This is a genomic window from Streptomyces avidinii (genome assembly GCF_045161815.1).
Lineage (GTDB): Bacteria > Actinomycetota > Actinomycetes > Streptomycetales > Streptomycetaceae > Streptomyces > Streptomyces avidinii.
Genome location: NZ_CP108863.1, coordinates 7356501 through 7369535, shown reverse-complemented (window position 1 = coordinate 7369535; position 13035 = coordinate 7356501). Strand labels below are relative to the sequence as shown.

Genomic DNA, 13035 nt, shown 5'->3' with positions numbered 1-13035 from the left:
GCCCGGGCCGGGGCCTGGCGACAAAGCCTTGCTCTCCATGCTAGTGCTGTGACCGGAAAGGTCCACCGGGTCGCGACGCCCGGCACGGCACCTCGCCGCGTTGTCGGACCACGGAAGTACGTCCAGTACGGCCCGCGGCCCTCCGCCTTGCGATACACCGCACCGGACGCCGCGACCCGGCCAACCTTTCCGGTCACAGCACTAGACCGCCACGCGAGGCGGGCATCCGGCCGAGCCCCGCAGCGGCGCCGCAGGGCGTCGGGCTCTCCCTCCACGACCCCGGCTGTCTGCAGCAGGCCGTCACGGCATACGCGCTGGTCATCCCGGGTCTGCGCGCTCATCGGTAGGGCCCTCGGGCGCCGTGCTGCGAGCGGCAGGGCAGGCGCGCGTGCTGCCGTCTTCCGCTCGGCCCGAGCAGACACGGACACGGACCAGGTGCCGTCGCGTGCCGTGCGACCCGCCCTGCACGGCGCCGGCTCAGTCAAGGGCGAGGAGCGGCTGCCTCCCGGTGCGCAGCGCGGCGCGCGTGGCGTCGATCTCGTCCTGCCAGGGGCCCGCGCCGAAGGCGGTCGTGTACAGCCGCAGGCAGGTGTGCAGATGGTCGCGGAAGGCGGCGCGCAGCCGGTTCGCGTAGTGGGCGCACAGCGCGGTCGCGGACCTGCCGGCCGCGGCCGCGTCGATCACCGCTGCGGCGAGGATCGCCGTACGCAAGGCCTGCGCGGTGCCCGTGCCGCTGAGGGGGTCGTAGCGCAGGGCGCCCGACCCGACGACGAGCATCCCGCCACCGCCCGCCGTGGGCGGGACTGCCGGGGCGAGGTGGACCCTGGGCGCTGCGGCCAGGGCAACAGCCGTACGGGGCGGACGGCGCAGCAGGGCCGCGAAGGCGGAATCGGCCAGGAGCCGTGCGAGCAGCTCGGCCGGGGCCTCGGCCGGGCCGGGCACCATCGCCTGCACGAGACAGTCGCCCCGGCCGAGAGGGGTCAGGTGGAGCCAGCCCAGCCCGGTGCAGTCCAGCCGAGCCGTGTCCTGGTCGCGCGCGCTGCGCAGCGGAGCGCTACCGGCCAACAGCTTTCTACGTCCGGCCTGTTCGTGAACGGGCTGCTCGCCGGGGGCAGCCGTCACCGTCCACTCCGGGGGCTCCCCGGACTTGTCTCCGGCGCCGAGCCGCTCCCTCATCCGGGCGGCCAGCAGTACGCCGTCCAGGGCCCGCCCCGGCTGTGGGAACGGGGCCGGTGACGGCCCGGCTCCCCAGCGCGCGTGCCGGTGGGTGATCGGCCAACCGCCCTCGATCAGCCCGTCGCCCCAGAGCGAGCCCACGAGCTCCAGGGTGGGCCCGGTCAACAGGAGGGGCCGCGGCCCCGCTCCGGCCGTCCGACCGGGCGGCCGGAGCGGGGGCAGCCGGACGCGATGCCCCCGGTCGGTGAGCAGCCGCGCGCAGGTGAGTTCCGCGAGACCCGCGCCGGCGATCTCGACGAGAGTCACCCGCCGCCACCGGGGCGGCGGGCGGGGGTGGGTGTGCGCCGTGGTGTGTCTCCGTCGAGCCCCGCCAGGACGGTCAACAGGGAGTCGGTGTCCGTCTGATGGCGGATCACCATCTCCCGGAGGGAACGGTCACCGAGGGCTGCGATCGCCTCGCGTGCCCGGGCCGCCCCGGCGGCCGCCTCCCGGATGAACTGGCCGTCGGCCCCTTGCGCGTCGGCGATCCGTGCGCCGGACGTCGCAGGCATGGCCGGCGGCGTGAACCGGGGGCCCACCCCGCGCGCCGCGAGCCGGTGGTTCAGCTCGTGCATGTTCTGCATCGCGACTCGGCTGCGTTCCATCAGGATGCCGCCGGCCGCGTCGCGCAGGGAGAACGACTTCTGGAGCACCCCGATCAGCATGTCGTACGACTTGTCGCTGTCGTTGAGCAGCTCCAGAGTCAGTTCGTCCGTGGTGCCGGTGGCAAGCGGCCGCAGGTACTGCTGTTCCGTGAGGCCTTCCAAGTGGCCCTGGACTGCGCGGAACCGGTGCCAGTGGTCGCCGCCCTCGTCGATGATGAGCTTGATCAGGTGGGCGAGCCGGTCGGCCTCGGGGAACTGCTCGGGATGTGCCATGACGGCCGCGTGCAGATCGACGTACATGCCGTCGACGCTGTCCGGATCCTCGGGGTCGATCGGGTCAGCGCTCGAGTTCCGGCTGGGAGCCTCCACGTCGACGAACCACTGCAACCGGCCACGCGTGAGCCGCTCCAACGTGACCTCGTGCTCCTCGGACCCCCGCTTGATCTTCTTCGCACGGGCGAGCACCGGCTGTCGGCCGAACATCGCCAGTGCCTCGTTGACCCAGCGCAGGTGCCGCATCTCGTCCACGGCGACGGAGAACACCTCCTGCCCGGCCGCGTAGGCCCGGCGGGTGAGTTCGTCCGCGCTGCGGGGCAGCAGTCTCGGCGCGTTCAGGGAGTAGTGCGCGTACAAGTACTCCACGCACAGGGCGTGTTCCACGCCGGCCAGCTCCGTCAGTTTGTCGGCCACCTGCTCGGGAGTCATCGCGTCGCTCTTGGCGCGCCCCGCACTCCTGCCGGTGCGTCGCAGTCCCGCCGGGTCCGACCCGTCAGGGGTGGGCTCGGGCTGTTCCCGGTCGTCGAGGACCACGGGCAGGACGTTCCAGTCGCGGATGAGGTCCCCGTAGGTGAACTCCAGTGCCGTGCGCTGCCCACCGAGGTCGCTCGACTTGTCGGGAGCGGGCGGAACGCTGCGGTCCCGGCGCAGGAAGTTGACCTCCCGGACGGACCCGTCCGCACTGCTGGTCACGTCCGGTTTGGAGGCCGCCCAGTAGAAGCAGCCGCAGTCACGGAAGTCGTACTGCCAGGGCGCGCACAGGCTGCGTGTGAGCTCGCCGGGCCGGTACGCCGCGGGTTCGATCACCCCGTCGTCGTCCAGGTACGGGGCCCGGTCGGCGACCAGCAGGGCGAATTCGACGTCGCCGTTGTCATAGCGCTGGACGCGGGACTCGCCCTCCATCCGCGTGGCGTTGAGGTCGTTCACTTCATCGGGCACGGAGGCGGGGGCGTAGCGGTCCGGCAGCGGCGCGATCATCACCGCGATCGGGCCGGGGAGCAGATCGTGGACGTGGCGCCACACATCCAGGCCGTCCTTGCCGGCGAAGTCGACCGTGACGGCCCGCTCTTCGGTCTGGTCCACGGCGGTACGCCCGCACAGGGCACGGATGTACAGGGGGCGGCTGTCGGTCAGATCGCCGTTGCCCAGTTTCTCCGGGAACGGGGGGCTGCCGGCGATGGACAGGACCCGGGCCCCGTCGGAGCGGTGGAAATCGACCCGAAGCCCCGGGAAGAACGCCGTGTCCAGGTTGCGCTGGTCGAATTCCAGTCCCGGGAAGCAGTTGTCGACACCGCTCTCGGGACGGCTGCCGGACGGGTTGCCGCGTACCAGGTAGTCGGCACGGGCGGTGAGGTTGCGGGGGAAGAACTTCCCGGCGGGGGGAGGCAGGTCGGGCATGGACGGCTCCTTCAGACGACGCCGGTGGCGCTGGCGGTGGTGGCGGACTCCGCCCGCGGCCGGAAGAACTCGGGTGCGGTCTGTGACAGTTCGACGTACGCCCGCAGGCAGAAGGCCAGCCAGCCCCGGATGTAGTCGCAGCCCGGGCGGCCGCGCCGGCTCACCTCGTGGTAACAGCCGCCCCCGCACAGGTATCGGGCCCAGCAGGAGCGGCACGGCTCCGCCCGGTCGACGTGCCCCGCCGCCAGATGGCGCTGCCGGGCCTCCAGGTCCGGCCCCCCGGCCACCGAACCCATGGCGAAGGCCGGATCGTCCACGAGCCGGTGGCAGGCGTACAGGTCTCCCTCGGCCGAGGCGCTGAGATAGCCGGCGCCGGCGCCGCACGGGTAGGGACGATGTGTGCCACGGTGCAGTTGGTGGAGGGCGGTCTGGAAGTTCCCGAAGGGGTAGCTGCGCCCCGCCGACAGCTCGCGCAGGGCCCGTTCCCCGCACTCCAGCATCTGCTCCAGGAAGCCGCCGAACGTCCGCGCGGTGATCTCGTACGCCGGATCCGGGGCGCTGACGACGGCCGCGAAGCCGACCTCGTCGAACCCCAGGCCGATGCCGTGCTCGAGTACGTCGAGCAGTCGGCCGGTGTGCGGGGTGACGCTGACCCGGGCGGACAGGTGACGCGGACGGCCGTGCCGGGCGAGTACCTCCAGACCGGCCCGCAGCCGGTCGTAGGCGCTGGCCCCGCCCGGCGCGCGCCGCAGCGCGTCGTGTCCGGCCCGGTCCCCGTCCAGGCTGACGGTGACGGTGAAGGGGTACGCGGCGAAGAGCCGGGCATCCTGCGGTCGCACGGTGGTCAGGTTGGTGGTGAGGGAGAACCGGACCGGGTTGCCGGCCTCGGCGCCGGCCCGCGCCGCGTACCGGACCACGTCGTGCACCAGATCGCGGGCGAGGAGCGGTTCCCCGCCCATGAACCCGACCACCACGTCGGCTCCGGGGGCCGCTTCTGCCAGGAGTCGGTCGACCGCCGCGTACGCCGTGTGCCTCGGCATGGAGCGGGCGGACCCGCCGAAGCGCCCCTCGTCGGCGTAGCAGTGCCCGCAGCTCAGGTTGCACGCCTGCATCACGTTGAGCGAGAGCGAGGCCAGCGGGGGCGGCTCGGCGGGGGTGCCGTCGATCCGGGGCTCCGACCACAGCGGAAGACCCAGGTCGCGGGCGAGGTCGGGCAGGGACGCGTCCGGTGTGGCCGTCCACTGTTCGAACCGGGTCGCGAGCGGCTCGGGCAGGTCGTACACCCTGCTGCCGTCCACGACGAACAGATGGGCACCGTGCGCGCTGCGGAAGACCTTGGCCTGCGCGGAGGGTCCCGGCGGACCCGGGGCGGGCGCGGCGTGACCCTGCGGTGGAGGGTCCGGAGGCCGTCGGCCGATCTGGAGCAGTACGGTCATGAGTCCGGCTCCGTGTCCTCGCGCAGCTGGTCCGCCCAGCCCACCAGCAAGTCGTACTGGCGGCGCGTCAGATGCATCGGATAGGCATCGGAGCCGCGCATCCCGCTGGGCATCTGCCGCGTGTAGAACCGTGGGGACGCCAGGGTGACCGCACCGGGTCCCTCGGCCTGCGCGGGAGCGCGGACCTGCTCCTGGATCAGCTCGCGCCTCTCTCGGATCATGTCCTCCAGGACTTCCAGCGCCACGAACCGGCGGTGGCGGCGCCGGCCGAGCTCGGTGAGCCCGAGCAACAGTCCGAGCAGGGGCTGCGGGGGCGGGAAGGCCAGGGCTCGGGCATCTTCCGGGGACAGGCTCAGGTAGTTGGCCAGCCGCACATTGGATGCCGCGGAACGCTCGTTCTGTACGTCCACGTTGACCCCGCTCATGGTCTCCAGCACCCGCTCGAACAGGTCACGGACCTCAAGGGCGGTCTGCTCCTCGTCCTCGAAGTAGGCGCTGTCGTGCACGTCCGCGCGCTGGACCCGGTCGGCCAGCCCGTCGGCCAGGGAGACGAAGGGTCTGCGGTCGGGCGAGAAACGGGGTGGGGCGGAGACGATCCGCGCGGTCGCCGTCGGGCCGCCCGACAGCGAGACCGAGACCGTACCGTCGCAGACGTCGTCGACGAGGCCCAGGCTTCGCCAACTGCGTTCGGCGCCGGCGAAGAGCAGCACGGGAGCCGTCCGGAAATCGTCGTCGGTGGCCTTGAAACCGCTCCATGCCGCCTCGGGGTTGAGGATCAGGCGCTCCGGCGGCAGTTCGTACCCGCTCTCGGGGTCATGGCCCCGCGGGCCGTAGACGAAACCGGCTCCTGGAGTGAAGCGGAGCCGTAGCTCGGGCAGCTCCGCATTGGGAGCGGGCAGCTGTACCGAACCGAGCGGGAGGGAGACCCCGGAGGGGACGAGGGGCTGCCGTGCGTCCCGCGGTGAGCGGCCTTCGAGGACGTGCCTCCGGTGGTCGTCGCCCGCCAGGTCTGCACGGGCCTCGATCCGGTCACCGTCCTGCTGCGTGATGTGGTGCGCCTTGAGGTTCGCGACCGAGACCTCCCACCGGACGTCCGCGAGGCTCAGCCCGGAGTCCGCCAGCACTTGTTCGGTCACGGGGCCCGTTCCGGACTTCCCGTCGACGGTCCACGAGCCGTGCAGCTCGAAGTACGGGCAGATGGGCCGCCAGCCGGCGCCGTCCTTGAACTGCACGTCCTGCGGCATCCGCTCGGAGAGCGTTCCGTCCTCGGCGAGGTCCAGGGTGACGTCCGGTACGACGGTGGTCCTGCCGCTGCCGCGCGGCGTGAGGTCGCTGGGCCCGTAGCGGTAGCTGTCGCACGGGACGGAGGAGGGGCCCAGACGGGCGAAGGCGAGGGGTGGTTGGAGCCAGAGTCGTTCGATCACCGGCATCTCCTTGTGATCGGTACGGAGGGGGTGCACGACGCGAAACGAAAGCGCTGAGTAACCAAAAGTACAGCACTGGTGACTGTAAGTCACTACGCGACGCGGGCGGACTCCCCCGGACCACGTGGCGGGGAACCCCGAACTCGGCTGACGGCCGGGGCGGGCCCTCCCCGCAGACCGATGCACAGGTTGCGGGCCGGGGCGCGGACGTACCAGGGAGGCCTTACGGGGCGATCTCGAATTCGGGTGCCTCGAGGGTCTTCAGGCATTCGGTCTTCGGGGTGGTCGGGGTGTCGAAGAACGAGGCGGTGATGTCCTGGGCGCACTTCGAGGTGGCGAACACCACGTGCGGCTCGTACGGGACCGTGACGGCCTTGGCCCTGCTCAGCGTACTGGCGACGTACGGTCCGTTGTCCGCGCCGGTCTGGGAGTCGAAGCCGCCCGACAGGGCGAGGGTGGGAATGTCGCCGCGGGTGACGTCCCGGATCGAGGGGGGCGCCGCGGGGATGTTCCAGGCGTCACAGTCGGGGCGGAGGAAGGTCAGCTGCGGAGCCTGGGCCTGGACCGAGCGGGGGAAGGTCGGGAAGGCTTCCTGGCCGCCCTTGAGCGCTTCGGCCTGGGTTTCGTACGGCGTCCACTCGCTGCAGAAGACTCCGTACGCCAGACCGTGCGCGACCCTGCCGATGGCCTGCGGGCTGAGCTTGCCGCCCGCCCACTGCCGGGCGATCCGCTGCGGCTTGCCGTGGGCCAGCTCGTCGAGGGCTGCGGGCACCTGCGGTGCGACGTGGGTGGCGGAGGTCATCCAGTTCACCAGGGCTCCGCCGTCCAGGACGACCTTGACCGGCTTGTCGCTGCCGGGGAGGGTGACGGTGGTGGTGACCGGCTCGGCTTCGAGGTCGCGGACGAGTTTGTCGAAGGTGGCGGGCAGGTCCGGATAGCGCTTGTTGCACGCCGGCTGCTGCGCGCAGGCCTTGAACAGGCCGTCGAAGCCCTGCCGGGCGCTGCTCCAGGTCGCGGCCGATCCGGCCTTGGACGGCGGCAGGATGCCGTCGATGCCCACCGAGCGCAGCCCCTCGGGGTGCAGGCGCATGTAGGCGAGCGCGAGGTGGGTGCCGTAGGAGATGCCGAACAGGTTCCACTGCTTGATGCCCAGCGCGGCGCGCAGGTCCTCGTAGTCGGCGGCGCTCTCGATGTCGTTGTAGGCGCCGAGGTCGATCCCGCGGGCCGCGAGCTTGTCGCGGCAGGCCTTCGTGGCCTCGACGTGCAGGCGTTCGGTGGACGGGGCGTCGTAGACGAGGCCGACCGAGCGTGCGTTGAACTCGTCGATGTTCGGGCACAGGAGGTTCGGGTCGGCCGAGTACGTACCGCGCTGGGACATGAAGATCACGTCCCGGTCGCGGTTCAGGCCGCCGTCGATCGCCATCTGCGCCTCGCCGACCGCGTCGTCGCCGGGTCCGCCCGCGAGCCAGACGATGGGGTCGGACTTCGGCTTGTCGGTCGCGGCGGGCACGATCGCGACACCGAGCTTGATCGTCCGGTTGCTCGCGGCGGCGCGGTTCTCGGGGACGGTGAGTGTTCCGCAGCGGGCGTCCTTGAGCGCCTCGATCGGTTCCGGCGTCCTCGGGCAGGGGCCCGGTTCGAAACGGGCGTCGCCCACCGTCCGCGCGACCGTGCCGATCGGAGCTCCGGGGCTGGGGCTCGTGTCGGTGCGGGACTGTGCCCCGGCGGGCGCTGTGAGCAGTCCGGTGGCGAGGAGACCGGTTGCCAGGCCGGCCGAGGTGGCCCGCAGCCTTCGTACGGTGCTGCGGCGACGGGACGGTTGACGGCGTGTCATCTGGCCTCCCGGTCACTTCGGGATGATCGTGAACGGTCCGGGTTCGAGGCCGTCCACGCATGCGGTGTCGGGCGCGGTCGGGCGGGCGAGGAACGAGGCCAGCACGCTTTGCGCGCACGGCGACTGCGGGACCACCCAGTGGCCGATCCCGGGGATCTGTACGGCGGTCGAGCCCGACAGGTCGCGGGCCACGTCCTTCGCCCAGCTGGCACCGGTCTTCACGTCGAACGTGCCGGAGATGACGAGCGCCGGTACCGAGCTGACGGTGGCCACCCGCTGGACGGCCGCGCGGTCCGGGACGTTCCAGACGCGGCACGCCGGGTACTGGAAGGGCAGTTGCGGCACCTGGGCCAGGACCGTGTCCGGCCACCCGGGGAAGGCCTTCCGGCCTGCCTCCAGCACGTCGGCCTCCGAGTACCCCGGCGCCCACTCGCCGCACGCCACCGATTCCGTCAGGCCGTGCGCGAACTCGCCCACGGGCTGTACGGAGCCGGCCGCGCGGGCCTGCGCGAAGCGCTCAGGGTTTCCGCGGCTGAGTTCGTCGAGCGCCGCCGGGAGGTCCTTGGGCCGGGGGGTGAAGGCGACGATCAGGTTCAGCAGTGCGCCCCCGTCGAGGACGACTCTGACCGGCTTCCCGCCGCCCGGCGGCGGGACGTTCAGCGTCAGGGGCTCTGCCTCCAGCTTGCGCACCTGTTCCGTCAGCATGCGGGGCAGGTCCGGGTACCGGCTCTTGCAGGCGGGCTGCGCGGCGCACGCGTCGAAGATGTTGTCGATCCCCTCGGCGGCGCTCCTCCACCCCCACGGCAGGGTCGCGCTCTGGGGAGGAGTGACCGAGTCGAGCGCCACGGCGCGGATGCCCTCGGGGTGCAGGCGCAGGTAGGTGAGGGCCAGGTCGCTGCCGTAGGAGTATCCGTAGACGTTCCACCGGGGGATCTTCAGCGCGCTGCGCAGGTCGGCGAAGTCGGCGGCGTTCTCAGTGGTGTTGTAGGCGCCGAGGTCGACACCGTCGGCCGTCAGACGGTCTCGGCACTCCTTGACCGCCTTCAGCATGAGCTGCTCCGCCCGCTTCGCGTCGTAGCCGAGGCCCACGGCCTGCTCGTTGTACCGGTCGATCTCCGGGCAGGCGAGGTTCGGTTGGTCGTAGAGGTTGCCGCGCTGGGCCATGACGATCAGTTCGCGGTCCTTGTTCAGGCCGGACTCGACGAGGAAGGGAATGTCGTCGAACGTGTCGCCACCGGGGCCGCCCGCCATGAACACCACGGGGTCCTGTGCCGGCTTCGCCGGATGGGCAGCAGGAATGACCGCCACGGCCAGCTCCATGGTCCGGCCGCCGGAACGGGAGCGGTTCTCCGGTACTTCGAGGACGCCGCAGCGCGCGGTGCTCAGCGCTTCGATCGGCTCGGGTGTTTTCGGGCAGGGGCCGGGAACGAACCGTGCCGGAGCGGCCGCACCGGGCTGGCCGGCGGAACGGGTGGGTGGCGCGGCAGCGCTGCTCGGTACGGGGCCGATTGCTGCCAGGCATACCAGAGCGGCCGCGGTGGTCACCGCGTGGATGCTGTGCTGTGGCATGTGATCTCGTGCCTCCGCCGAAATCGGCGGCGGCCCCGCCGGGCCCAGCCGCAACGGTGTGGACGGAACGCTCGCTCTCGACGCTACTCGGCGGAACGTACGCGCGCACGCGGAGCGGAGGCGGGGCCCGGAGGCGGGTGCCCGAGGCGGGGCCCGGAGGCCGGTGCCCGGAGGGGGTCGTCCCTCCGGGCACCCTCACCCGGCGTGGCCGGGCCGCACCCGCGTCAGGACGGGAGCCACGACCGCCAGGTGGTCTCGTTCTCCTTCACCCAGCGGCCCGCGGCCTCCTGGGGGGACAGCTTCTGGTCCGCGATCATCAGGGCGACGTCGTTCTGCATCTCGGTCGTCCACCGGAACTTCTTGAGGAAGGCGGCGGCGTCGCCACCGCCGTCCGCGAAGCGGGTGTTGAGGAACTTCTGCAGCGGGGTGTGCGGGTAGGCGCAGGCCACCTTCTTCGGGTCGGCGTCGCAGCCCTCCTTGTACTCGGGCAGCTTCACCTCCGTCATCGGGACCTTCTCGAAGAGCCACTGGGGCTTGTACCAGTAGCTCAGGAACGGCTTCTTCTCCTTGGCGAACTGCCTGATCTGCGTGATCTGCGCCGCCTCCGAGCCCGCGAACACCACCTGGTAGTCCAGGTCCAGGTTGTCCACGAGGGCCTTGTCGTTCGTCACGTAGGACGGGGAGCCGTCCAGCAGTTGGCCCTTGCCACCGCTCTCCGCGGTGCGGAACTGGTCGGCGTACTTGTTCAGGTTCTTCCAGTCGGTGACGTCCGGGTGTTCCTCGGCGAAGTACGTCGGCACGAACCAGCCGATGTGGCCGGTCACCCCGAGGTCGCCGCCGCGCTCGATGGTCCCCTTGTCGTCGATGTACCGCTTCTCCTGCTCCGGGTGTCCCCAGTCCTCCAGGATGGCGTCCACCCGGCCCTGGCTGAGCGCGTCCCAGGCGGGGATCTCGTCGATCTGGACGGTGTCCACCCGGTAGCCGAGCTCGTGCTCCAGCAGGTACTGGGCGACGGCGACGTTGGCCTGCGCGCCCACCCACGACTGCACGGACAGCGTCACCGTGCGTGAGCCCTTCGCGTCGGCGTACGGGGACGCCTGGCGGGTCATGTCGGCGGCGCCGCAGCCCGTGAGGGCCGTCAGGGCGAGGGCCGCGGCCGCCGCGAGTGCGGCGGAGCGTGTGGTGCGTGTGGTGCGAGCCATGTCAGGCCCCCTTTCCGGCGGCGTCGCGGCGCTGTGTGGGCTGGGTGACGCGGTCGAGCATCAGTCCGAGGCACACGATCGCCGCGCCGGCCACCAGACCGGTCGCGAGGTCGCCCTGGGCGAGTCCGAAGACCGCGTCGTAGCCGAGCGCGCCGCCGCCCACGAGGCCGCCGATGACGACCACGGCGAGGACCAGTACCACGCCCTGATTGACGGCCAGCAGCAGCGCGGGCCGGGCCAGCGGCAGCTGGACCTGGAAGAGCTGCTGGCGCCCGGTGGCGCCCAGCGAGCGCGCGGACTCCAGCGCCGCCGGGTCCACGGCGCGCACGCCCTGGGCCGTGATCCGTACGACCGCGGGCAGTGCGTAGACCACGGCGGCCGCGGCGGCCGGGGCGCGGCCGACACCGAAGAGGGCCACCACCGGGATCAGGTACACGAACTGCGGCATCGTCTGGAAGACGTCGAGGACCGGGCGCAGCGCGCGTCCCAGGCGGGTGCTGCGGGCCGCGGCGACACCGAGGGCGAAGCCGATCAGCAGGGTCACGGCGACGGCGGCCAGGACCTGGGACAGCGTGTCGAGCGCCGGGTCCCAGACGCCGAGGACGCCGATCGCGGCCATCGCGAGGACGGCGGTGGTGGCGGTGCGCCAGGTCCCGATGAGCAGGGCGAGGGCGCCGACGGCCAGCAGGACCGCCCACCAGGGCAGCCATTGGAGGCCGTCGCGCAGGGGACCGAGGACCCACGTGGTGAAGTGGCCGGCCCAGTCGGCGGTGCCACCGACGAGCGGGACGCCGGAGTAGAGGTGGGCGGTCATCCAGTCGACCACCCGGTTGACGGGCTCGGCGACGTCCAGCGTCCACCCGGCGGGCCAGGAGAGCCCGTCGACGAGGCGGCCGCCGACGACGATCGCGGCGGTCAGCAGGGCGGCGACGTTCCGGACGAGGCCGCTCCGGGGGGCCACAGGGGCGCCGATGCGCTCGCCGGCGGCGGCGGTGACCCGGTCCAGGACGATGGCGAGCAGCACGATCGGCACGCCGGCGGCGAGCGCGGCGCCGACGTCGACGGAGGCCAGTGCCTGGTAGACGCGGTCGCCGAGGCCGCCCGCGCCGATAACGGAGGCGATCACGGCCATACCGAGCGCCATCATGATCGACTGGTTGACGCCGAGCAGCAGTTCCTTGCGGGCCAGCGGCAGGCGGGCCGTCAGCAGCCGCTGACGGCCGGTGGCGCCGAGGGAGGTGGCGGCCTCCATCACGCCGGCGTCCGCGTCGCGCAGGCCGAGCGCGGTGAGGCGGGCCATGGGCGGAGCCGCGTAGACGACGGTCGCGAGGACGGCCGCGGGCACGCCGATGCCGAAGACGAGGACGACGGGCAGCAGGTACGCGAAGGCGGGCAGCACCTGCATGGTGTCCAGCACCGGCCGCAGGATCCGGTGCATCCGGTCCGACAGGCCGGCGGCGAGCCCGAGGAGGCCTCCGAGCAGTACGGACGCGGCGACGGCGACCACCATCAGGGCGAGCGTCTGCATGGTGGGCACCCACATGCCGAGCAGTCCGCACACGACGAAGGCGGCGACGGAGGTCAGCGCGAGCCGGACCCCCGCGACGCGCCAGGCCAGCAGACCGGCGGCGGCGGTGACGCCGGCCCAGCCGAGGGCGAGCAGCACCAGGTACACGGCGCGGACGGACACGACCACGACGTTGCTGACGTGCCCGAGGAAGTAGAGGAACAGCGGGTGGCTGTCGCGGTTGTCGATGATCCAGTCGCTGGTCCGGTCGAGCGGTCCCGACAGGTCGACGGCGAGCGCTGCCGGCCAGCCTCCGCCGCCCAGGAGTACGGCGCCGAGGACGAGGGCGAGGGCCGTACAGACACCGATCAGCCGACCGCGGTGGCGCGCGAGCGCGCGCAGCACACCGGGTCCTGCGTCGGTGGAGGTCGTGGTGGGCGCGGTGGGCGCGCTGGTTGCGGTGGTCGAAGCGGCCTCGGTGCTCGCGGAGGCCGCGGAAGTCGCCGAAGTCGTGGAGGACTTGGAGCCCGCGGACTCCGGGGGCACAGGGGTGACGGTGGCGGTCATCG

8 protein-coding genes are annotated in these 13035 nt (G+C 72.3%); all 8 read right to left on the bottom strand.

Going from position 1 to position 13035, the window contains the following annotated elements:
* Positions 1–477 precede the first annotated feature (477 nt).
* Complete coding sequence (locus OG373_RS33170; protein WP_405442134.1) at positions 478–1482, bottom strand: hypothetical protein; 1005 nt, start codon at positions 1480–1482, stop codon at positions 478–480.
* Positions 1479–3494 (bottom strand): ferritin-like domain-containing protein, encoded by a 2016-nt coding sequence (locus OG373_RS33165; protein WP_405442133.1) that lies wholly within the window; start codon positions 3492–3494, stop codon positions 1479–1481. Before OG373_RS33165 ends, OG373_RS33170 begins: the two co-directional genes overlap by 4 nt.
* An 11-nt stretch (positions 3495–3505) precedes the next feature.
* Entirely contained in the window at positions 3506–4930 is a 1425-nt protein-coding gene (locus OG373_RS33160; protein WP_405442132.1) for a radical SAM protein, read from the bottom strand.
* Positions 4927–6354, bottom strand: coding sequence for a hypothetical protein (locus OG373_RS33155; RefSeq protein ID WP_405442131.1), 1428 nt, complete (start codon positions 6352–6354; stop codon positions 4927–4929). The genes OG373_RS33160 and OG373_RS33155 overlap by 4 nt, the downstream gene beginning before the upstream one ends.
* A gap of 223 nt (positions 6355–6577) precedes the next feature.
* Positions 6578–8188 carry an alpha/beta fold hydrolase gene (locus tag OG373_RS33150; RefSeq protein WP_405442130.1) on the bottom strand — a complete coding sequence of 537 codons (1611 nt, stop codon included), beginning with the start codon at positions 8186–8188 and terminating at the stop codon, positions 6578–6580.
* Between the two features lie 12 nt (positions 8189–8200).
* A complete protein-coding gene (locus tag OG373_RS33145; RefSeq protein ID WP_405442129.1) occupies positions 8201–9757 on the bottom strand; it encodes an alpha/beta fold hydrolase in 1557 nt (518 codons plus the stop codon).
* 224 nt (positions 9758–9981) lie between these two features.
* Complete coding sequence (locus tag OG373_RS33140; RefSeq protein ID WP_405442128.1) at positions 9982–10959, bottom strand: ABC transporter substrate-binding protein; 978 nt, start codon at positions 10957–10959, stop codon at positions 9982–9984.
* A 1-nt stretch (position 10960) separates the two neighbouring features.
* On the bottom strand, positions 10961–13033 hold the full coding sequence (locus OG373_RS33135; RefSeq protein ID WP_405442127.1) for an ABC transporter permease: 2073 nt from the start codon (positions 13031–13033) through the stop codon (positions 10961–10963).
* Positions 13034–13035 lie beyond the last annotated feature (2 nt).

Excerpts from the sequence above, each read along its gene's own strand:
- OG373_RS33165 (WP_405442133.1), bottom strand. The coding sequence starts at position 3,494 with ATGCCCGACCTGCCTCCCCCCGCCGGGAAGTTCTTCCCCCGCAACCTC.
- OG373_RS33160 (WP_405442132.1), bottom strand. The coding sequence starts at position 4,930 with ATGACCGTACTGCTCCAGATCGGCCGACGGCCTCCGGACCCTCCACCG.
- OG373_RS33150 (WP_405442130.1), bottom strand. The coding sequence starts at position 8,188 with ATGACACGCCGTCAACCGTCCCGTCGCCGCAGCACCGTACGAAGGCTG.
- OG373_RS33145 (WP_405442129.1), bottom strand. The coding sequence starts at position 9,757 with ATGCCACAGCACAGCATCCACGCGGTGACCACCGCGGCCGCTCTGGTA.
- OG373_RS33140 (WP_405442128.1), bottom strand. The coding sequence starts at position 10,959 with ATGGCTCGCACCACACGCACCACACGCTCCGCCGCACTCGCGGCGGCC.
- OG373_RS33135 (WP_405442127.1), bottom strand. The coding sequence starts at position 13,033 with ATGACCGCCACCGTCACCCCTGTGCCCCCGGAGTCCGCGGGCTCCAAG.